Here is a 19315-nt window from a genome sequence, read left to right as displayed (position 1 = left end):
AGAGGACAAGGTGCCGCGCTATCCCTACGAACGGGTCGAGGATCCCGATCTCGCCCGCTGCCCGGTGGTCGGCCTCGAGGTCGACAGCACCGGCCACCGCAGCGACTGGCATTGCCACCGGCGCGCGCAGTTGCTGTACATGGCGGCCGGTAGCGTCACGCTGTATTTCGCCGAGCGCATTTGCCAATTGACGCCGCTCCAGGCCGCCTGGCTGCCGGCCGGCGTGCCGCATCGCACGGTCCTTCACGGGCGCTTCGCCTACCGTAGCCTGTACTTCGAACCCTCGGCGTTCGCCGAGCTGCCGGACAGCGTCCAGGTCTTCGAGGTCGGGCCGCTAATGCGCGAACTGATCCTGCGCATGACCGGCTGGGCAGCCGACTTGCAATTGGAAGGGCCGCACCTGACGCTGTTGCGCGCACTGTTCGATGAACTGGCGACCGCCCCGGCACACGCCGCGAGCCTGCCGATGCCGCGCGATGCGCGGGCGCTGAAGGTGGCCGAGGCGCTGCTGGCGCAACCCGCGCTGGGCTGGAGCATCGAGGCATGGGGACGCGAGGTCGGCGCCAGCGGGCGGACCCTGGCGCGTCTGTTCACCGAGCAGACCGGCCTGGGTTTCTCTCGCTGGCGAACCCAGGCTCGCTTGTTCGAAGCGCGGAGACGCCTGGCCGAAGGCCGCTCGGTGACCGAGGTCGCCCACGCCCTGGGCTACGCCAGCGACAGTGCGTTCATCGCCATGTACCGGCGGGTCTGCGGGCAGTCGCCGGGGCGCGCCCTGCGTGGCCTCGAATGAGCGCTCAGAAGCGTTCGTGGAGGCCGAGGTAGCGCCATTCGCCGAGCGGTAGCCTGGCCAGCGACAGCGCGCCGATGCGCAGGCGGCGGATGCTCCGCACTTCCAGCCCCTCGCTTTCGCACATGAAGCGCAACTGGCCGGGCAGCACGTCTTTGAGGGCGAAGCGCAGGTGGCTTTCGTTCTGCCAACTGACCTTGCACGGCGATAGCCTGCGGCCCTGGTAGGCGAGGCCGTGGCGCAGGCGCTCGAGGCCGCCGGCGGCCAGGTCGCCGGCGACCTCGACCAGGTATTCCTGCTCCAGCCGTGCACCGTCGTCCACCAGCTTGCGCAGTACGCCGTGCTGCTGGCTGAACACCACCAGCCCGGAAGCCTCGCTGTCCAGCGCAAGGGTGGGACGCTGGCGGGCGAAGTGTTTTTTCAGCGCTCGCAAGGGACTGGGGTCATCGCTCCAGCGTCGCCCCGCGGCGAGCAGACCTTCGAAATCGTCGTGGCGCCAGCCGGCCGGCTTGTGCAACAGCAGGGTGGCCGGTTCGATCGTTTCCGCGCGGGCGCCCGGCAGCAGCTCCACGCGCTGGTCGAGCACCTTGAACTGTGGCTCCTCGATCACTTCGCCGTCGACGCTGACCCAGCCGCCCTCGATGTACAGCTCGGCTTCGCGGCGCGAGCAGGCGGTGAGTTCGGCGAGGCGTTTGGACAGGCGGATCGGGTCGGTCATGGCGAGGCTACTGGAATGAAAGACCGCCAGTTTACTCGTTGTGGCGATGGGCGCCGAGGAATGATTCGGCGCCCGCTCGGTCCCAACTTAAGGAACCGGAGAGGAGACCCTCATGCAGTCACGCCTGATCGATGGCCTGGAATGGGACCTGGACGAGGATGGCAGCGGCGGCCTGTGCAACGTCCATGGCGACAAGGTCCATCTGCGCCAGGGCGACATGGACGGCGCCTGCGGGCCCTACTGCCTGGTCATGGCGATGCTGGTCCGCGGCCAACTGCGCCGGCGCCAGGCCAAGGGCCTGGAGCGGGTCGACAGTCGCAGTCGCTACGGGCGCCTGATGAAGGCGCTGGACCAGCACGGCCCGCTGCTGCGCGTCGGCACCACCGGCGTCGACCTGCTGGAGCTGCTGGCCGAGATCAACGATACCGAGCATTTCGCCCTCAAGGGCGAGGGGCGCAGGTTGGTCCGGCACACCCGCGAATACCTGGAGGCCGGCTTTCCGGTAGTGCTCGGTTTCCACGGCCGCAAGGGCAGCGATATCCGCCATTGGGGCCTGGCCATCGGCATGAGCGAGCGCGCCTTCCTGCTCCTCGACCCGGCCCACGACCTGCCGCGCGGGCAGGCCTGGAACGCGGTGATCACCAGCGAGGCGCACGGTTCCCGGTTCGGCTATCGCTATATCAATGCCAAGGGCACCTGGGCGGTGACTCTCAAGGAAATGGTCGCCTTGCTTTGAGGGGCGGGTTTGTTACAGCCCGTGTGCGGACCGCCAGGCGCGGCGGATCTGCGACTAGAGTGGTGTTTTTCGCTTGGGGAAGGAGAGAACGCATGCCGGGCCTGTCTTTGAATGCCATCCTGCTGAGCGCCGTCGCGCTGCTCGCCCCGTCGGCCGAGGCGGTGGACGCCGGTCGCCACGACAGCGAGCTGGGCGCCGTCGAGGTCACCCCGGTGGTTGGCGGTCTGGCCTATCCCTGGGCCGTCGCCTTCCTGCCGGACAACCAGGGCATGTTGGTCACCGAGCGGCCCGGCAGCTTGCGTTTCGTCAGTCCCGAGGGCCAGTTGTCGGCGCCGCTGGAAGGCGTACCCAGGGTCTTCGCCAGCGGCCAGGGGGGCCTGCTCGACGTCGCCTTGTCGCCGGGGTTCGCCGAGGACCGGCTGGTCTACCTGACCTATGCCGAGGCCGGCGAGGACGGCCGCGCCGGAACGGCGGCGGGACGCGGCCAGTTATCGGCGGACAAGCGACGGCTGGAGGGCTTCCACGTGATCTTCCGGCAGTTGCCGAAGCTTTCCAGCGGCCATCACTTCGGCTCGCGCCTGGTCTTCGACGGCAAGGGCCACCTGTTCATCGCCCTCGGCGAGAACAACCAGCGCAGCACCTCGCAGGACCTGGACAAGTTGCAGGGCAAGATCGTCCGCCTGTATCCGGACGGCGGCGTTCCCAAGGACAATCCCTTCGTCGGCCGTACAGACGCGCGGCCGGAGATCTGGAGCTATGGCCACCGCAACCAGCAGGGCGCCGCGCTGAATCCCTGGACCGGCCAGCTCTGGACCCACGAGCACGGCCCGCGCGGCGGCGACGAGATCAACATACCCCAGGCCGGCGGGAACTACGGCTGGCCGCTGGCGACCCATGGAATCAACTACACCCTGCTGCCGATCCCCGAAGCCAGGGGCAAGGCCGTCGACGGTACCGAGGCGCCGCACCATGTCTGGGAGAAGTCGCCGGCGATCAGCGGCATGGCGTTCTACGATGCGCAGCGCTTCCCGGCCTGGCAGCACAACCTGTTCATCGGCGCGCTGGCGACGCAGGAACTGATCCGCCTGCAACTGGATGGCGACCGGGTCGTCCACGAAGAGCGCCTGCTGGGCGATCTCGGGGTGCGCATCCGCGACGTGCGGCAGGGCCCGGACGGCTATCTCTACCTGCTCATCGACCAGAAGGACGGGCAATTGCTGCGCCTGGGGTTGGCGCGCTAGCCTTCAGCCTTGGTTGCGTTTGAGCTGGACGTAGAGCGCCTCGACCTTTTCCCGGGCCCAGGGCGTCTTGCGCAGGAAGGCGAGGCTGGACTTGATGCTCGGGTCGTTCCTGAAACAACGAATGTCGACCCGTTTGCCAAGCTCCGCCCAGCCGTGGTGGGCGACCAGTTCGGTGAGCAGTTTTTCCAGGGTGACGCCGTGCAGTGGATCGGGATGGCCAGGCATGAAGGGCTCGGGATTCAGGCAATGAAAAAGGGGATGGAGCGTGGCACATCTGCGTGCCGGCCTGCCATCCCCTTCGTAGTCCCCGGCGAGGGGCGGGCGATCAGCGCTTCTTGCTGATGGTGATCTGCCGCGACGGGCCGTAGACCTGGCCGCTGACGCCCTTGGCGATCTTCTGGATCTCGCCGCCGGCCTGGAGGAAGGCGGCGACCTGCGCTTCGATGGATTCGCGGGTTTCGACCGCGGGAGCCGGCTTGGCGGCTTTCGGCGCGACGGTTTTCTTCATGATGGCCATATCCGGGGACCTGTCTCTGCATTAAATATGGCCGTTCATTATAACCGAAGCGGCGTTTTATTTCATCTTGAATATTGTCGATCAGATTTCGGACGTAACCTGCTGTTTTCTATAAAGTCCGTTAGGCAATACCCGAGCGAGGCGCTGCGGCATTGGCGAGCCGGCGGCGAACTGCTCGAGGTCTCCGCGGCTGGATGTCCCGCCGACCCCGGGCGACGCAGGATACCGCCAGGTGGATAACTCCTTCGCGCATCCCGGCATGAATTCCAATGTTTGCACTAATTGAGCGAGAAAGTTCTCCGGGGCTCTAACTCGCCTATATCGAGAATAATGAAAAGTTCACGATTAGTTATCGGCTAAGTTGCCCGGATATATACGTCGATATCATCGCGCTGCCGGCCGGGGCATGCATCGCCTCGCTGCGTTCCCGGTGCTAACCTGCGGAACCCCAGCCGCCGAGCGAGCGCCGCATGCCAGCCATTCTCTCCTCCCGCCAACGTATCGCCCTGCGCCTGGCCTGGCGCTTCATGGCGCCTTACCGCTGGCGCATGCTCGGGGCCCTGGTGGCGTTGCTGTTCACCGCGGCGATCACCCTGTCCCTGGGCCAGGGCATCCGCCTGCTGGTGGACCAGGGGTTCCTCACCGCCTCGCCCGAATTGCTCAATCGCTACATCCTGCTGTTCTTCGTGCTGGTGCTCGGCCTGGCCGTGGGCACCTTCGTGCGCTTCTACCTGGTGTCCTGGATCGGCGAGCGCTTCGTCGCCGATATCCGCAAGCGCGTGTTCGACCACCTGATCGAGTTGCATCCCGGTTTCTACGAAACCAACCGTAGCTCCGAGATCCAGTCGCGCCTGACCGCCGACACTACGCTGCTGCAGACGGTGATCGGTTCCTCGCTGTCGATGGCCCTGCGCAATGCCCTGATGCTGGTCGGCGGGGTGCTGCTGATGTTCGTCACCAACGCCAAGCTGACCAGCATCGTGGTGCTGGCGTTGCCGCTGGTGATCGCCCCGATCCTGCTGTTCGGCCGCCGCGTGCGCAGCCTGTCGCGGGAAAGCCAGGACCGGGTGGCCGACGTCGGCAGCTACGTCGGTGAGACCCTCGGTCAGATCAAGACCGTGCAGGCCTACAACCACCAGGCGCAGGATCGCCAGCGCTTCGCCGGCACCGTCGAGCGCGCCTTCGACACCGCGCGCAAGCGCATCGCCCAGCGTGCCTGGCTGATCACCGTGGTGATCGTGCTGGTGCTCGGCGCAGTCGGCATCATGCTCTGGGTCGGCGGCCGCGACGTGATCGCCGGCAGCATCTCGGCCGGCGAACTGGCCGCGTTCGTCTTCTACAGCCTGATCGTCGGCATGGCCTTCGGCACCCTCAGCGAGGTGATCGGCGAATTGCAGCGCGCCGCCGGCGCCGCAGAGCGCATCGCCGAGCTGCTCAGGGCGCGCAGCGAGATCCGCCCGCCAGCGCAACCACGCAAGCTGGCGGCGCGGGTGAGCGGGAGGATCGAATTGCAGGCGGTGCGCTTCGCCTATCCGACCCGTCCCGAACACTGGGCCATCGACGACATCAGCCTGGCCGTCGAACCGGGGGAAACCCTGGCCCTGGTCGGACCTTCCGGTGCCGGCAAGTCGACCCTGTTCGATCTGCTCCTGCGTTTCTTCGATCCGCAGCAGGGACGGCTGCTGCTGGACGGACAGCCGATCGTCGAACTGGACCCGGCCGACTTGCGCCGCAGCTTTGCCCTGGTGTCGCAGAACCCCGCGCTGTTCTTCGGCAGCGTCGAGGAAAACATCCGCTACGGCCGTCCGCATGCCAGCGCCGCCGAGGTCGAGGCCGCAGCGCGTGCCGCGCATGCCCACGAGTTCATCCTGGGTCTGCCGCAGGGCTACGCCACCCACCTGGGCGAGGGCGGCATCGGCCTGTCCGGCGGCCAGCGCCAGCGCCTGGCGATCGCCCGGGCGTTGCTGGTAGACGCGCCGGTGCTGCTGCTCGACGAGGCGACCAGCGCCCTGGATGCGGAAAGCGAGCACCTGATCCAGCAGGCCCTGCCAGGCCTGATGAGCGGACGTACCACCCTGGTGATCGCCCATCGCCTGGCCACGGTGCAGAGCGCCGACCGCATCGCGGTGATCGACCAGGGGCGGCTGGTGGCGATTGGTAGCCACGCCCGGCTGATCGCCGAGAACCCGCTCTATGCGCGCCTGGCGGAACTGCAGTTCGCCGTCGGCGGACGCTAGCTTCAGAGCGGCTTGTCGATACCCGCGTACTGCTTGTCCAGCTCGTCGATACGCTGCGTGTAGGCACGGGAGAGGCAGTCGGTGTCGCCACCGCAGCGCCGGCGCTCACGCAGCCAGTCCTGCTGCCGGTCCTGCATGGCGCCGCGGCCGCCCATGGCGAACAGGCCGCGGAGGAAGTGGTACTTGACGCTCATCTCGACGTCCTTGTCGTTCAGCGCCCGGTTCGCGCAGATGGCCTTTTCGTCCGCTCGCTCAGCCTTTTCGCAATCGAAGCTGGCCGCTTCGGCCAGGGGCGCCAGCAGGAGTCCGCCGAGGGCGAGGAATGCCAGGTGCTTCATGCCGTTCTCCGTTTCGCCTGGTTGCTTGCGAATCTTCGACGCCAGCGACGGCGCTGGGTTCAGCGGGGAGCGCGCGGCGGCCGGGCGGGCCGCTCCGGCGCGGTCAGTGCGAAAGGATCAGGGCCTTCTGCTCGGGGATGACGGTGCGCTCCCGAGGGGCGTCCGCGCGTTCCGCTTCCTCGGTTTCGGGGCGGTTGGCGAACAGGCTTTTCAGGGTGCTCAGCAGCGGCTGTTCCTTCGCCGCTTCGGCGACCTGGCTGCGGCTTTCCACGGGTTCCGGGTTGGCCGCCGTGACCACGTGGAAGTCGCTGATCTCGATGATCCCGCGGCCCTCGGCGAGCAAGTGGAAGGAGAAGGCCTTGCGCGCTTCCGGGTTGTCGAAGGTGAAGCTCATGTCCAGCGGCTTGCCTTTGAGCAGGCGCGGGATGTCCGGTACCGGTATGGGAACGTCGCGTTCGAACTCCTTGGTCTTCAGCGTCACCCGGGCGCCGTTGCGGTCCATCTGCAAGGCGCGGATCTTCAGGGTGACCGTGGTCCTGCTGTTCTTCGGCATCTCCAGGTATTGCGCGCCGATCAGGTTGTCGGTCCAGTCGTTGTGGGTTTCCGGCTTCAGGCGGATGCGTTCTTGGGTGGCGAACTGGAACTCCTGGCCCAACTGGCCGGCCTGTTGCACGGAGTGGTCGAGGACGGCGGCGCGCTGGCTGACCAGGCGTGCCTGGCGTCCGCTGAAGCGACCGAGAAACTCGGCTTCGTCGGCGATGAAGCCCTCGCTGCGGTAGCGCCGGCAGACCTGCTGGAAATCGCACTCGACGAAGGTGGCCTTGCCGTCGTGGTGGCGCAGCATGCCGTTGGTGTAGGACATCATTTCGCGACCGCTGGCGTAGTCGCGGAACAGCGAGCGCCCGGAAATCCCCGCCGGCACGCGGTAGCCGAAATAGTCGAGGACGGACGCGGCGAGGTCGACGTGGCCGTAGACGCCGCTCTTGATCGGCGGCAGTGCCGCCTGTTCCGGTGCCAGCACCAGGTTGAAGCCCCAGGCCGAGGCGAGGCGCACCTGGTCGACACCGTGGGATTCGTCGGAAGTGAGCACCACCAGGGTGTCGCGCAACACGCCCTGTTTCTCCAGGTCGGCGAGGAAGGCGCCGATCGCGTCGTCGAGATAGGCCACCGCGGCCTGCTTGGCGTTCGGGTAGCGGGCCAGGTAGTCGGCAGGCGCCGAGTAGGGCTGGTGGGTGCCGACGGTGAGCAGGGTCAGCATCCAGGGTTTCTTCTGCTGGCGCAGCTGCTTCACGTAGGTCGCGGCGCCCTCGAAGAAGGCCTTGTCGTCCATGCCCCAGGGAAACTCCAGGTAGGACGTGTTGCGGAACCAGTCGCGCCCGAGGGTCTTGTCGAAGCCCATCTGCGGCATGACCTTGTCCTTGGCCATGAAGCGCAGGCCGGCACCCTGCAGGAAGTGCGTGCTGAAACCGTGCTGGCGCAGCTGGGCGGGCAGGCACTCCCTGGCCCGGACCGGGTTGTTGAGCAGCTCGACGCCCTTCGGCGTGCCCGAGTCGAGCTTGCTGTAGTCGCCGCAGAGCATGGCGTAGAGGCCGCGGATGGTCTGGTGGCTGTGCAGCACGTAGTCCGGGGTGGTCATCGCCCGTTCGGCCCAGCCACTCAGCCTGGGCATCGGCGCTTCGTGGTAGCTGCTGTTGATGGCGGCGCGGTTGGCGGCGATATACGCGCCGGGGATTCCCTCCATGGCCACGATCAGGACGTTGCGCGCGCGCCCTCCGCCGGCCAGCAGCGGCGTTCCGGAAAGGTCGAGCTGGTTGAGCCCGGCGACGTCCGGCGGGGTGTCCGGACGGTCGCCGGCGAGCCAGTCTTCGACCGCCAGTTGGCCACTGCTGAGCGCGCTGGCCAGCAGTTTGTGCGGCAGGTTGTACTGCTGCCACTGGTCGGCATCGCTCGGACGCAGGTACTGCAGGCCGACATGCGCCGCCAGGAACGCCGCCGGCAGCGCGTAGGCATAGCGCGGCAGGCGCGGACCGCGGCGACGCCAGAGCAGCACGCAAAGCAATGTCGCGCCGCCGAGGCCGAGCGCCAGTGGCAGGTGGGCGAGGCCGCCGCCCTGGGTGGAGCTGCTGACGAACTGCGGATCCAGCAGGTACTTGAGGTCGGAAGGCTCCGGCATGCGCCCGACCGCGCCGACCAGTTCGGCATTGCCGATCAGGAACAGGCACCAGAGCAGCATGACCGGGAGCGCGAACCACAGGGAGCGTCGATGCAGGAGCAGCACCAGCAGGCTGCCGAGGGCCAGGTCCGAGAGATAGCCGAACGGCGTCGACCAGCCGAGCCAGTAGCGGCCGGCGAGGGGAACGACCAGGAACAGCGCGGCCAGCGCCAGAAGCGAGCCGCAAGATGAGAGCCAACGGCTGAGTGGACGCACAGGAACTCCTGATGAGCGGCAGCGAGAATCCTTGATAAGGATGTTCCAAAAAAGTCTTTAGGGTTCACGATTTTGAAACATCGTTGTGCTTACTGCCAGTAGACAGTCGGCATTTGGGAAATGTCCGCGTGGTTCAGGATGTTTCGGCGCGAACGGCCGGCAAGGCGATGAGCGGCGTCGGCGTACCGGCAAAAACTTCCGCCCGCCTGCGTGGCGCCCGGTAGAATGCCGCCCCTTCGACAGGGGGAGACAACATGGCGGTCATCGGGCGTTTCAATTCACTGCAGGTGGTCAAGCACACGGAGTTCGGGCTCTATCTCGACGGTACCCAGCACGGCGAGATCCTCCTGCCCAAGCGCTATGTGCCGAAGGACCAGCCCAGCGAAGTGGGCGACTGGCTCAACGTGTTCATCTACCTGGACAGCGACGACCGCCTGATCGCCACCACCCAGACGCCCAAGGTCCAGGTCGGCGGTTTCGCCAGCCTGAAGGTCGTGGAGATCAACCGGATCGGCCTGTTCCTCGACTGGGGCCTGCCCAAGGACCTGCTGCTGCCGCATTCGGAAGAGAAGCGTCCGTTGCAGGTCGGCGACTACTGCGTGGTCTACGTCTACCTGGACAAGCGCACCAACCGCATCACCGCCACCGCGCGCCTGGACCGGCAGTTGGACAACCTGCCGCCGCGCTACAGCGTCGGCCAGGCGGTCGACCTGCTGGTGGTGGAGCGTACCGAGATGGGCTTCAAGGCGATCATCGAGGGCAAGCACTGGGGCCTGATCCACAAGAACGAGGCGTTCAAGTTCCTCCGCAGCGGCATGCGCGAACAGGGCTACATCAAGGAATTGCGCGCGGACGGCAAGATCGCCCTGAGCCTGCAGCCGGTCGGCGCCGAGGCCGCCGTCGAGCTGAGCCAGCAGATTCTCGCCCGGCTGCTGGAGGCCGGCGGCAGCCTGCCGCTCAGCGACAAGAGTTCGCCGGAAGATATCCACCGGCTCTTCGGGGTCAGCAAGGGGACCTTCAAGAAGGCCATCGGCGGTCTCTACAAGAAAGGCCTGATCCTGATCCACCCGGAACGCATCGAACTGCCGCGCTGAGGTTTCCGCTCAGGGCTGGAGGAACGGGGCGAAGTCCAGGCCAGCGCCGCCGGGGCGGACGTCGCGCAGGCGCTTGCCGGGGTCCGCGCTCAGCTCCAGGCTGAGGGTCGGCCGGCGGGCGTTCTTGTCGCGCAGTTCCAGGCTGTCCTGCTGCTGGCGAAGGAAACCGGTGGGCACCTTCAGGTGCTCCACTGCATCGCCGGCCGGGTTCGCCAGCAGCAGGTTGAGGAACTTGCCGGCCTTCAGTTGGCTGAGCGGAATATCGAACCACCAGACGTTCTTGCTCTTGTTGAAGCGGGCGAGCAGGGTGTTGCCGGCATCCAGCACGGACATGCCCAAGGCCTGGTTGAGCTGTGCGATGGCTGCCGCTTTATCGAGTTTCATGGAGTTTCCTGACGGGCCGCGCCGGCCGGGATGGCGGACGGGTAGCCGGATATTCTAGCAGCCGGAGGGACGGCGCAGGACCTGCGCGGTGCGCAGGCCCCGCCGCTCAGACCATCCGCCGGAACCGCCGCCAGCGTTGCTGCCAGCCCAGCAGCAGCGGAGAGACCGCGGGGCCGGTGCCGGCGTCCTGCAGGCGCGGGTGGTGGCTGACCACGTTGACCAGGATCGGCTCCTGGGCGTTCTTCACATCGACGAAGAACAGGTGCTGCCCCTGGTGCAGGCGTTCTTCGAAGGGGCGGAAGGCGCGGTTGGTGCGCTGCAGGCCGAAGAAGCTGCCTTCCCACAGGCAGAACGCGCAGAGCACGGCGCCGAGGAAGATCACCGGAATCCAGCCGGCGGCGGTTTCCGTCCAGCCGCTGGCATAGGCGAAGGCCACGGCGACGATGGCCAGGGCGAGGCCGACCAGCAGGCCGACACGGCCGGAGCGGACCACATCCTTCTTCATGAACGGAGAGACTTCGTGCAGATGGCGCTGGCCGGTCTCCGCGTCCTTTTCGCTGAGGACGTGGATCTGCTCGGTGGCGATGCCGCTGGCTTCCAGTTCGGCTTCGAGCCGTTCCAGCTCGTCGAGGTTGTCGCTGATGTAGTAATGCCGGTTCATGGCATGCCTCCCATCGTCTGACGGCCTGTTCCTTGGGCGAACAGGCAAAGGTCGATACCCCCTGTCGGTGAATCCCGGAGCACCCGCAAACGGCAGGTCGGCCGGGATTGTCGGTTTCTTGCGCAGCATTCAGTCTAGCATCCGCGGCAGCGGCGGCCGGTACGCCGGTCTGCTGGCTTCTTCCTTCAACATAGGCCGGAAGCGGGGTGGCGGCGGGGCCGGGCGATGGACGGGCCAGGTACGGGTGGGCCGTACGCAGCCCGCGAGCGCAGGATTACTCGGCGGGAACGATGATGGCGACGCGGCGGTTCTCGCTGCGGCCGGCGCGGGTCTTGTTATCGGCCACCGGCTTGCTCATGCCCAGGCCGCGGACCTCGATGTTGGCCGCCGGCATGCCGGCTTCGCGGAACACCGCGGCTACCGATTCGGCGCGCCGTTCGGAGAGCTTCTGGTTGTAGCCTTCGTCGCCGTAGTTGTCGGTGTGGCCTTCCAGGCGGACCTTGTCGATGTCTACCGCGAGCAAGGCGTGGGCGATCTTCGTCAGGGTGTTGCGGCTGTCGGGATTGAGACGGTCGAGATTGTTGCCGAACAGCACCTTGCTGGACATGCCGAACTCCCAGCCTTCGTCGCGGAGTTCGAAGCCCTGCTCCTGGAGCACGGCGATCTGCTCGGCGCTCAGGCCGGTCTGCGGCGGTTTGGTCTGGCAACCGGCCAGGCCCAGCACAAGGCTGAACAGGGCGAGGGCGAGCAATCTACTTGGGTGGAGCCTCTGGGGTAGCACTGTCTATCTCCTTTTCTTCCTGAAGGATGCGGGGGTCGTTGAGTTCCGCCAGGCGCCGGCTGCCGCGGGCCTGGCGCTTGGCGATGTACATCGCCATGTCGGCGTCGTGGAGCAGCGCCGCCGGGGTATCCGCGTGCTCGGGATAGAGGGCGATGCCGATGGTCAGCGAGGTACTCACCGTGCTGCCGTCGCTGAGCCGGATCGGCGCCTGCATGCTGGCGATGATGTTGTCGGCGATGCGCAGGGCGTCGGCGCCGGACGCCAGCGGTGCGAGCAGCACGGCGAATTCGTCGCCACCCAGGCGCGCCACCAGGTCGCTTTCGCGCAACTGCCCACGGATGCGCATGGCGATGTTGACCAGCACGGTGTCGCCGGCGGCATGGCCGAGGCGGTCGTTGATCTCCTTGAAACGGTCGCTGTCGATGAACAGTACCGCCAATTGCTCGCGGTGCTCGCTGGCATCGCGCAGCGCCCGGCTCAGGCGGCCTTCGAAGAAGGCGCGGTTGGGCAGGCTGGTCAGGCTGTCGTGGTGGGCCTGGTGCGCCAGCGAGGCGTTCTCGTCCTGCAAGCGCGCCTGCCAGGATTCGAGTTCGTCAAGCAGGGCGTTGAAGTCCTCGCCCAGTTGGCTCAGCTCGGCGATGCCGGCTTCCGGTACGCGCTTCTCGAAATCCCGTTCGCGGCGCACGGTATGCGCGACCTTCGCCAGTTGGTCGAGCGGGCCGACGATACCGCGTACCAGCCGCCGTGACAGGTAGAAGGCGCCCAGGGCGGTAAGCAGCAGGCACAGGACCATGCCGGCGAAACCGGTGAGCAGGAAGCGCAGCAGGCTGCCGCCGGAGCCTTTCACCTCCACCGAACCGATCTTCTGGCCGTCGTGCAGGATCGGTTGTTCGGTCGGCGCGCTGAGCAGCCAGTGCGCCAGTTGCTGTTCCAGCAGGTGCAGCGGCCCGGTGCTTTCCCGATGCCAGCTGGCCAGGGGCTGCCCCTGGCGGTCGTAGACGATGGCGCTGGAGACCTCTTCGCTGGAGGCGATCAGCGCCAGGGATTCCTCGGCGGCCTGGGCATCGCCGAAGACCACCGCGGCTTCGACGGTATAGCTGATGGAACGGGCGATCAGTTGCTGGTTGGGGTCCGCGTAGGCGCGCAGGGTCAGCAGGCCGACCAGGGTCACTGCCAGCCCGGCGGTGAATACCGCGACCAGCGCCACGCCCAGGTGCGCGCGATAGAGCACCCGGCGCAGCGATGGATTGGAACCCGTATAGCGACGACGACGGTTCATCACGGAGTGGCCTGCCGCCTTGCCAGTTTCAATACGCTCGGGTGCACGCGTACGCCGCTGCGGGCGATGGAGTCGAGATTGGCCTCGAAGGTGATGCGCGGACCGCCGACGTTGAGGCAGAACATGCTGCCGACGCTGCATTCGGTGCCACGCTCGCTGATGGACAGGACCGGATGCCCGGCCAGGCTGCGGAACACCTGCTGGCGCTCGCGCTCGTCGACCACTCCGAGGTAGATCACGTTGCAGAGCGTGCCGAGGTCCGGGTTGTCCACCGCGCGGCGTTCCGCATGCACGCGCCTGCCATTGGCCTGCACCATGCCGCGGAGCAGGCCGTCGGCGTACTCGGTCGGGCCGACCACGCAGAGTTGCAGAACCGCCGGTTCCTTCGGCCAGCGCACGTAGCTGAATATGCCCAGCAGAACCTGGCTGACCGCGTTGCTGCGTTGCTCGACCGACGTCCGTGCGTCGTCCGCCCACAGGCCTCCGCCGCCCAGGCAGGAAACCGCCAGGACCAGGCAGGCCAGGGTGCGCCTGTAGAGGTCGAGGGGCTGCAAGGTGGGCAACGAAGGCAAAAAGGTTTCCTCCAGGAAAACGTAGCGGGGTGGTACGACTGGCCAGTGTAGTCGGTGTGCGGCGAATATTACCGGATGTGCCGGGAAAGAAAGCCGTTCGGTGTCAAACCAATGACGCAATTGCCGGAGATGGAAGCTCTTTGCGTCTTGTCCTGTCTGGTTTTCTGGCTGAGCATGTAGGACGTTACTGACCTTTATCAGGGGGCGGCATGATCCGGGAAATCCTCAAGATGGGTGACGAGCGCCTGTTGCGCATTGCGCAGCCGGTGCCGTCCGAACTGCTCGGCAGCGAGGAGCTGCAACGGCTGATCGACGACATGTTCGAAACCATGCATCACGTCGGCGGGGTAGGGCTGGCCGCGCCGCAGATCGGCGTCGACCTGCAACTGGTGATCTTCGGTTTCGAGCGCAGCGAGCGCTATCCGGACGCCCCGGCCGTGCCGCCGACCATCCTGCTGAACCCGCGGATCACCCCGCTGGACGACGAGATGGAAGAGGGCTGGGAGGGCTGCCTGTCGGTGCCGGGGTTGCGCGGCGCGGTATCGCGCCATCGGCGCATCCGCTACCAGGGCCTGGACCCGCAGGGACAGCCGATCGACCGCAGCGTCGAAGGGTTCCATGCGCGGGTGGTGCAGCACGAGTGCGACCACCTGATCGGCCGCCTATATCCCTCGCGAATCACCGACTTCAGCAAGTTCGGCTTCACCGAGGTGCTGTTCCCCGACCTGGACCCCGCCGCGGACGATTGAGCGGTTGCGCCTGCGGCTCCGCTCCGGCCTGGCTCAGCTCCGCGATGGGGTGCCGAGCGGCGCCGCCGGAGCGTGTTTTTTCGCTCGTTTCGCCAGGCGTTTCTCCTGGGCGGTTTTCAGCGGTTTCCTACGAGTTTCCTTCTTCGCGTTCAGTCCCTTGCTCATGGCGTTCACCTCCCCACGCAGCACCTGCGTGGCGCGCCGGATGGCCGATGGCGTCCGCGACGCCGGACGGCGGCGGACGCTTCCAGCATAATGCGTGGCGCAGCGCCCGGCGCGGGCGGCGATCGACGGCGCTCAGCGCAACTGGCGTTGTGCGGTGATTTCCGGCAGGTTCTGGCGGCGCAGATAGACCAGTAGCGGCTCGCCGATGTTCAGTCGTTCGTTGATGTTCTGTTCCAGCAGGATCTGCAACTGCTCGCGGCCCAGGCGCATGACGTCGTCGCGTATCGAACTCCAGACGAACTCGCTGGTGGGCGTGATGCTGTCGTCGGCTACGTCCATGCCGAAGGAGTCTTCGCTGAAACGCACGATGTAGCGGCCGGTCTTGCGGTTGAAACCGACGAACCCCTTGAGGGCATCGGCGGCCTGGCAGATGTCGGTGGATGTGATGCTCATGCGGAACCTCCCTGAACGTTCCTGTTTCTCTGGGCGCACGCATGATCGGCGGCGCCCCCGTTCTGCGGCGGGGGTCGCTGGTGCCGAGCGGGGTATTCTGCCAGTTGTCGCCGCCCGGGGAAGAGGGCGGATCGCGAACGGTAGTGGGACGGATTGTCGCGACCTTGGTTAAACCGCCGCCACGCGCTAGGCTCGGGGTTCGCAGCCGACCGAGTGGAGAACAGCGCCAGATGCCAGGGGCCGTGGATTTCAAGGAGCGGATATCCCGCCAGCGTCCGCATGACAGGGAAACCTACGGACATGCCGGGAATACCGATCTGCAAGACATCGTCTACCAGTTGGAAAGCGACCGCGGGCGCATCGTCAATTCCGCCGCCGTGCGGCGCCTGCAGCAGAAGACCCAGGTCTTCCCGCTGGAGCGCAACGCGGCGGTGCGCAGCCGCCTGACCCATTCCCTGGAAGTGCAGCAGACCGGGCGTTTCATCGTCCGCACGCTGTTCCGCCAACTGGGCCCGCGTGCCGCGGAGGTCGGCCTGGACGGGCTGGAAGGCGCGCTGGAAAGCCTGGTGGAAATGGCCTGCCTGATGCACGACGTCGGCAATCCGCCGTTCGGTCATTTCGGCGAGTACGCCATCAACGACTGGTTCGAACGCAATCTCGACGCCCTGTTCGAGCGCCGCGTACCGCCGGGCCAGGGCGACGGCCTGTTGCAGCAGCGCATGCTCACCGACCTCAAGCATTTCGAAGGCAACGCCCAGGCCATCCGCCTGGTGGTGAAGCTGCTGCGCCTGAACCTCACCTACACGCAGACCGCCGGCCTGCTCAAGTACGTGCGTCCGGCCTACGAGCCGAAGCCGGACAAGGCAGCGGCGAACCACTACCTGAACAAGAAGCCGGGCTTCTATCTTTCCGAGGAAGCCTTCGTCGACGAACTGCGCCAAGTCCTCGGCATGCGCCCGGGCACTCGCCACCCTGTGGCCTACATCATGGAAGCGGCCGACGATATCTCCTATTGCCTGGCCGATATCGAAGACTCGGTGGAAAAAGGCATCCTCGACATCCGTCAATTGGCGGATCTGCTGGTGAAGAAGTTTGCCGTCCACCATTCGCCGGACGCACCGATTCCCGGCGACGCGGACAACATGAGCTTCCAGCGGATGGTCGACTACTCGCTGGAAAAGGCCGAGCGGGAGCCGATCAACAAGGTCAGCGAATTCTTCATCCGCCTGCGGGTGAAAATGATCCACCCGCTGGTCCAGCACGCCGCCCAGCAGTTCATCGACAACCTCGAAGCGGTTCATGCCGGCACCCTCGGCCGCGCGCTGATGGAGGACGGCAGCCTGCCGCACGCCATCGTCCAGACGTTCAAGGACGTGGCCATGGAATGGGTGTTCTGCCATCCGGAGGTGGAAACCCTGGAATTGCAGGGCTACCGCATCATCCAGGGCCTGCTGGATTTCTACGCGCCGCTGCTGCGCCTGCCGGCCGAGGAGTTCCAGGCCCTCGCCGAAGGTCGCCAGGCCGCCGCGCCGCATCCGCAACTGCTGGTTCGGCGCCTGCCGAGCCAGCAGATCAAGGCTTACCTGGAGGCCATGAAAGGTGTGGCGGAGGACCCGTTGCAGCGGCAGTGGGAGTTCTACCACCGCTGCCGCATGCTCCAGGATTTCGTCAGCGGCATGACCGACCAGCATGCCCAGGACGAATACCGCGCGTTGTCCGCGCTGTAAGCGGAGGAGCGAGATGCGCGCTGTCGTCGAACTGCTCGCCGGCGCCCGCCGCCTGGTGATCTTCACGGGCGCCGGGGTGTCGGCGGAAAGCGGGATTCCCACCTTCCGCGATGCCCTTGGCGGTCTCTGGGCGCGCTACGATCCGGCGGCCCTGGCTACGCCCGCGGCCTTCGCCGACGATCCCGCGCTGGTCTAGGGCTGGTACGAGTGGCGCCGCCTGAAGGTGCTGGGTGTCCAGCCGAATCCCGCGCACCGGGCGATTGCCGCATTGAGCGGACGGATCGCCGACACCCGGTTGGTCACCCAGAACGTCGACGACCTGCATGAACGCGCCGGCAGCCGCGACGTCCTTCACCTGCATGGCAGCCTGCACGCGCCGCGTTGCGCGACCTGCGCGGCAGCCTACCGGGACGCCTTGCCCGATTCGGTCGAGCCGGAAGAGGGACGACGGATCGAGCCGCCGCGTTGTCCGGCCTGCGGCGGACAGGTCCGGCCGGGCGTGGTCTGGTTCGGCGAGGCGCTGCCCGAGGCGGCGCTGCGCGAGGCTTTCGCCGCGGCCTGCGAGTGCGACCTGTTGCTCAGCGTCGGCACTTCCGGCGTGGTGCAGCCGGCGGCGCGGATACCCGGACTGGCGCTGGAACACGGTGCCAGCGTCGTGCATGTGAACCCGCAACCGGTGCGCACCCGCCATCCGCGCGAACACTGTCTCGTCGGTCCGGCCGGCGAGGTGCTGCCCGAACTGTTGCGCCGGGCGTTTCCCGGCTGAGGCGGCTCAGCCCTGGGACGAGCCGAAGAGGATCACCGCGGAACCGATCAGGATCAGCAGCCAGTAGAGCGCGCCGAGCACGATGAACAGTAGGTTGTAGCCCGAATAGCCGGCGTTGCCCGTGCCCTGCGGGTCGCCGCTGGCGAGGTTGGCCTGGCGCTGGATGTTGCGCATCGGGATCAGCGGCGTGAGCAACAGCAGGAGCGAGGGCAGCGAGTAGGGCTCCAGCGCGGGGACCACGTCGGTGAGGTGGCTGATCAGGTTCGCCGCGACCGTCAGCAGCACCGCCCAGGTCGCATCCTTGCTCGGGCTCCATAGTGCCTGGCGCTCTTCCGGCAGGGCCTGGTGGATCCGCCGGGCGAGGGCGTGGAAAAAGAAGATGCCGAAGATCGCCCGCCATACCGGGCTGATCCGCCGCTCCATCTGCGGTTGCTGGGCCTTCCAGTGCTTGTACATCCAGTACACGCCGTACAGCCCCAGGGTGACGAGGAAGAGCACGCTCATCTTGCCCAGCGAGGTGACGAAGAAATGCGCCCGCTTCGCGCCGCGGGTTTCCACCAGGGGCGCTTCCGGGGTCTTGTAGACGTTTTCCATAACTGATCCGGCAGTCCTTGAGAAAAACCGCCATTTTGCCTTCCGCCGCTCCGTCAGGCCAGCGGCCAGGGGCGTTGCCGCCCCGGCCGTCCGATCAGGCGTTGCGGCTGGGCGGCGCCATGAACTCGGGACCGACCGGATCCTGGATGGTCTCGGCGAGGATCCGCTCGATGCGGGCCATGGCCTCGTCGTCCAGGCGCCAGCCGAAGGCGTCGGCGATGCCGTTCAACTGCTCCGGCTTGCGCGCCCCCCACAGTGCCACCGTAGGGCCGCGATCGAGAATCCAGCGGATGGCCAGGGCCAGCACCGACTTGCCATAGCGCTCGCGAGCCAGTTCCTCCAGTTGCGCGACCGCTGCCAGGTACTGGGCGAAGCGGGGCTGCTGGAACTTCGGGTCGGACTTGCGCAGGTCGTCGCCATCGAAGCGGGTCTCGGCGTTCATCCGTCCGGAAAGCAGGCCGCGGCACAGCGCTCCGTAGGCCAGCACGACGATGCCGTTACGCTCGGCGTAGGGCAACACGTCGGCGTCGATGGCGCGCTCGAACAGGTTGTAGGGCGGTTGCACGCTGGCCAGCGGAGCGAACTGGCGGAACCCGTCCATCTGTTCCGGCGAATAGTTGCTCACGCCGATGGCGAGGATCTTGCCGTCGCGGCGCAGGCGCTCCAGTTCGCCGGCGGTCTCCTCGTGCGCCACCAGCGGGTCCGGCCAGTGGATCTGGTACAGGTCGATGCGATCGGTCTTCAGCCGTCGCAGTGAGTCCTCGACCTCCCGGCGGATGCGTGCGGCGGAGGCGTTGCGGTGGATGCCCGCGTCGCTCCACTCCAGCGCCGCCTTGGTGGCGATCACCGCCTTGTCGCGCAGGCCCTGCAAGGCCTTGCCGACGACCTCTTCGGAATGGCCGAAGCCATAGACCGGCGCGGTGTCGATCAGGTTGATCCCGGATTCCACCGCGCGCCGGATGGTTTCCACCGACGTCGTGTCGTCAGCGCCGCCCCACATCCAGCCACCGATGGCCCAGGTGCCGAGGCCGATGCGCGAGACCGGCGTGTCGATACCCTCGATGCGAATGCTTTCAACGCTCATGGAA

General features: G+C 66.8%; 21 protein-coding genes and 1 pseudogene. 8 read left to right on the top strand and 14 right to left on the bottom strand.

What is annotated here, in order from left to right:
- The first annotated feature begins 10 nt into the window (after positions 1–10).
- The gene (locus VQ067_RS20470; RefSeq protein ID WP_033990330.1) at positions 11–790 is read left to right on the top strand and encodes an AraC family transcriptional regulator; all 780 of its coding nucleotides are present in this window, start codon (positions 11–13) and stop codon (positions 788–790) included.
- A gap of 4 nt (positions 791–794) precedes the next feature.
- Here VQ067_RS20470 and VQ067_RS20465 read toward each other — a convergent pair whose 3' ends face one another.
- Positions 795–1505 carry an rRNA pseudouridine synthase gene (locus VQ067_RS20465; protein WP_003086466.1) on the bottom strand — a complete coding sequence of 237 codons (711 nt, stop codon included), beginning with the start codon at positions 1503–1505 and terminating at the stop codon, positions 795–797.
- 112 nt (positions 1506–1617) lie between these two features.
- Between VQ067_RS20465 and hcuA the strand changes: the two genes are divergently transcribed.
- Together hcuA and hcuB are read left to right on the top strand one after the other, a co-directional pair.
- On the top strand, positions 1618–2241 hold the full coding sequence (hcuA, locus tag VQ067_RS20460) for a hydrophobic compound transporter HcuA (RefSeq protein ID WP_003082239.1): 624 nt from the start codon (positions 1618–1620) through the stop codon (positions 2239–2241).
- Between the two features lie 92 nt (positions 2242–2333).
- Positions 2334–3482, top strand: coding sequence for a hydrophobic compound transporter HcuB (hcuB, locus tag VQ067_RS20455; RefSeq protein WP_033990263.1), 1149 nt, complete (start codon positions 2334–2336; stop codon positions 3480–3482).
- Between the two features lie 3 nt (positions 3483–3485).
- On the opposite strand, the gene VQ067_RS20450 is transcribed toward hcuB, so the two are convergent.
- Positions 3486–3707, bottom strand: a complete 222-nt coding sequence (locus tag VQ067_RS20450) for a VF530 family protein (protein WP_003082243.1) — start codon at positions 3705–3707, stop codon at positions 3486–3488.
- Between the two features lie 100 nt (positions 3708–3807).
- Positions 3808–3999 (bottom strand): hypothetical protein, encoded by a 192-nt coding sequence (locus VQ067_RS20445; RefSeq protein WP_003109112.1) that lies wholly within the window; start codon positions 3997–3999, stop codon positions 3808–3810.
- A 470-nt stretch (positions 4000–4469) separates the two neighbouring features.
- On the opposite strand from VQ067_RS20445, the gene hcuC reads away from it, so the two are divergent.
- Entirely contained in the window at positions 4470–6236 is a 1767-nt protein-coding gene (gene hcuC / locus VQ067_RS20440; protein WP_003086478.1) for a hydrophobic compound transporter HcuC, read from the top strand.
- Positions 6237–6238: 2 nt separating this feature from the next.
- On the opposite strand, the gene VQ067_RS20435 is transcribed toward hcuC, so the two are convergent.
- Together VQ067_RS20435 and VQ067_RS20430 are read right to left on the bottom strand one after the other, a co-directional pair.
- The gene (locus VQ067_RS20435; RefSeq protein WP_009315452.1) at positions 6239–6574 is read right to left on the bottom strand and encodes a lysozyme inhibitor LprI family protein; all 336 of its coding nucleotides are present in this window, start codon (positions 6572–6574) and stop codon (positions 6239–6241) included.
- A 103-nt stretch (positions 6575–6677) separates the two neighbouring features.
- A complete protein-coding gene (locus VQ067_RS20430; protein ID WP_033990262.1) occupies positions 6678–9002 on the bottom strand; it encodes an LTA synthase family protein in 2325 nt (774 codons plus the stop codon).
- A 254-nt stretch (positions 9003–9256) separates the two neighbouring features.
- Between VQ067_RS20430 and VQ067_RS20425 the strand changes: the two genes are divergently transcribed.
- On the top strand, positions 9257–10096 hold the full coding sequence (locus VQ067_RS20425) for a CvfB family protein (protein ID WP_003082250.1): 840 nt from the start codon (positions 9257–9259) through the stop codon (positions 10094–10096).
- Between the two features lie 9 nt (positions 10097–10105).
- Here VQ067_RS20425 and VQ067_RS20420 read toward each other — a convergent pair whose 3' ends face one another.
- The 5 genes from VQ067_RS20420 to yfiR form a co-directional block, all read right to left on the bottom strand.
- Positions 10106–10480, bottom strand: coding sequence for a hypothetical protein (locus tag VQ067_RS20420; RefSeq protein WP_003082252.1), 375 nt, complete (start codon positions 10478–10480; stop codon positions 10106–10108).
- A gap of 106 nt (positions 10481–10586) precedes the next feature.
- Positions 10587–11141 carry a magnesium transporter gene (locus VQ067_RS20415; RefSeq protein ID WP_003086483.1) on the bottom strand — a complete coding sequence of 185 codons (555 nt, stop codon included), beginning with the start codon at positions 11139–11141 and terminating at the stop codon, positions 10587–10589.
- A 274-nt stretch (positions 11142–11415) separates the two neighbouring features.
- Entirely contained in the window at positions 11416–11922 is a 507-nt protein-coding gene (locus VQ067_RS20410) for an OmpA family protein (protein WP_003133895.1), read from the bottom strand.
- Positions 11894–13201, bottom strand: coding sequence for a diguanylate cyclase TpbB (gene tpbB, locus VQ067_RS20405; protein ID WP_003116327.1), 1308 nt, complete (start codon positions 13199–13201; stop codon positions 11894–11896). Before tpbB ends, VQ067_RS20410 begins: the two co-directional genes overlap by 29 nt.
- A complete protein-coding gene (yfiR, locus tag VQ067_RS20400) occupies positions 13201–13773 on the bottom strand; it encodes a diguanylate cyclase inhibitor YfiR (protein ID WP_003082257.1) in 573 nt (190 codons plus the stop codon). The genes tpbB and yfiR overlap by 1 nt, the downstream gene beginning before the upstream one ends.
- 209 nt (positions 13774–13982) lie before the next feature.
- Here yfiR and def point away from each other — a divergent pair, with 209 nt between their 5' ends.
- Entirely contained in the window at positions 13983–14522 is a 540-nt protein-coding gene (gene def, locus VQ067_RS20395; protein WP_003086490.1) for a peptide deformylase, read from the top strand.
- Between the two features lie 33 nt (positions 14523–14555).
- Here def and VQ067_RS20390 read toward each other — a convergent pair whose 3' ends face one another.
- Both VQ067_RS20390 and VQ067_RS20385 read right to left on the bottom strand, forming a co-directional pair.
- The gene (locus VQ067_RS20390; RefSeq protein ID WP_003086493.1) at positions 14556–14687 is read right to left on the bottom strand and encodes a hypothetical protein; all 132 of its coding nucleotides are present in this window, start codon (positions 14685–14687) and stop codon (positions 14556–14558) included.
- A gap of 132 nt (positions 14688–14819) precedes the next feature.
- Positions 14820–15140 carry a DUF2025 family protein gene (locus tag VQ067_RS20385; RefSeq protein WP_033990257.1) on the bottom strand — a complete coding sequence of 107 codons (321 nt, stop codon included), beginning with the start codon at positions 15138–15140 and terminating at the stop codon, positions 14820–14822.
- 230 nt (positions 15141–15370) lie between these two features.
- Between VQ067_RS20385 and dgt the strand changes: the two genes are divergently transcribed.
- Positions 15371–16867 carry a dGTPase gene (gene dgt, locus VQ067_RS20380; RefSeq protein ID WP_003109104.1) on the top strand — a complete coding sequence of 499 codons (1497 nt, stop codon included), beginning with the start codon at positions 15371–15373 and terminating at the stop codon, positions 16865–16867.
- A 13-nt stretch (positions 16868–16880) separates the two neighbouring features.
- Positions 16881–17633: pseudogene (locus tag VQ067_RS20375) on the top strand (SIR2 family NAD-dependent protein deacylase).
- A 6-nt stretch (positions 17634–17639) separates the two neighbouring features.
- On the opposite strand, the gene VQ067_RS20370 reads toward VQ067_RS20375, so the two are convergent.
- Both VQ067_RS20370 and VQ067_RS20365 read right to left on the bottom strand, forming a co-directional pair.
- Positions 17640–18227 (bottom strand): DUF4234 domain-containing protein, encoded by a 588-nt coding sequence (locus tag VQ067_RS20370; protein ID WP_003082271.1) that lies wholly within the window; start codon positions 18225–18227, stop codon positions 17640–17642.
- Between the two features lie 94 nt (positions 18228–18321).
- On the bottom strand, positions 18322–19311 hold the full coding sequence (locus VQ067_RS20365; protein ID WP_023107005.1) for an aldo/keto reductase: 990 nt from the start codon (positions 19309–19311) through the stop codon (positions 18322–18324).
- Positions 19312–19315 lie beyond the last annotated feature (4 nt).

Source organism: Pseudomonas sp. KBN12P06040 (assembly GCF_037574965.1).
Taxonomy (GTDB): domain Bacteria; phylum Pseudomonadota; class Gammaproteobacteria; order Pseudomonadales; family Pseudomonadaceae; genus Pseudomonas; species Pseudomonas aeruginosa.
Note: the sequence above shows the minus strand (reverse complement) of the source record. Positions and strands in the feature narration are given on the sequence as shown.

Coding starts and splice junctions, on each gene's coding strand:
- tpbB (WP_003116327.1), bottom strand. CDS start 13,201: ATGAACCGTCGTCGTCGCTATACGGGTTCCAATCCATCGCTGCGCCGG.
- VQ067_RS20450 (WP_003082243.1), bottom strand. CDS start 3,707: ATGCCTGGCCATCCCGATCCACTGCACGGCGTCACCCTGGAAAAACTG.
- VQ067_RS20445 (WP_003109112.1), bottom strand. CDS start 3,999: ATGGCCATCATGAAGAAAACCGTCGCGCCGAAAGCCGCCAAGCCGGCT.
- hcuA (WP_003082239.1), top strand. CDS start 1,618: ATGCAGTCACGCCTGATCGATGGCCTGGAATGGGACCTGGACGAGGAT.
- hcuB (WP_033990263.1), top strand. CDS start 2,334: ATGCCGGGCCTGTCTTTGAATGCCATCCTGCTGAGCGCCGTCGCGCTG.
- VQ067_RS20465 (WP_003086466.1), bottom strand. CDS start 1,505: ATGACCGACCCGATCCGCCTGTCCAAACGCCTCGCCGAACTCACCGCC.
- VQ067_RS20425 (WP_003082250.1), top strand. CDS start 9,257: ATGGCGGTCATCGGGCGTTTCAATTCACTGCAGGTGGTCAAGCACACG.
- VQ067_RS20365 (WP_023107005.1), bottom strand. CDS start 19,311: ATGAGCGTTGAAAGCATTCGCATCGAGGGTATCGACACGCCGGTCTCG.
- VQ067_RS20370 (WP_003082271.1), bottom strand. CDS start 18,227: ATGGAAAACGTCTACAAGACCCCGGAAGCGCCCCTGGTGGAAACCCGC.
- VQ067_RS20415 (WP_003086483.1), bottom strand. CDS start 11,141: ATGAACCGGCATTACTACATCAGCGACAACCTCGACGAGCTGGAACGG.
- VQ067_RS20385 (WP_033990257.1), bottom strand. CDS start 15,140: ATGAGCATCACATCCACCGACATCTGCCAGGCCGCCGATGCCCTCAAG.
- hcuC (WP_003086478.1), top strand. CDS start 4,470: ATGCCAGCCATTCTCTCCTCCCGCCAACGTATCGCCCTGCGCCTGGCC.
- VQ067_RS20420 (WP_003082252.1), bottom strand. CDS start 10,480: ATGAAACTCGATAAAGCGGCAGCCATCGCACAGCTCAACCAGGCCTTG.
- VQ067_RS20390 (WP_003086493.1), bottom strand. CDS start 14,687: ATGAGCAAGGGACTGAACGCGAAGAAGGAAACTCGTAGGAAACCGCTG.
- def (WP_003086490.1), top strand. CDS start 13,983: ATGATCCGGGAAATCCTCAAGATGGGTGACGAGCGCCTGTTGCGCATT.
- dgt (WP_003109104.1), top strand. CDS start 15,371: ATGCCAGGGGCCGTGGATTTCAAGGAGCGGATATCCCGCCAGCGTCCG.
- VQ067_RS20435 (WP_009315452.1), bottom strand. CDS start 6,574: ATGAAGCACCTGGCATTCCTCGCCCTCGGCGGACTCCTGCTGGCGCCC.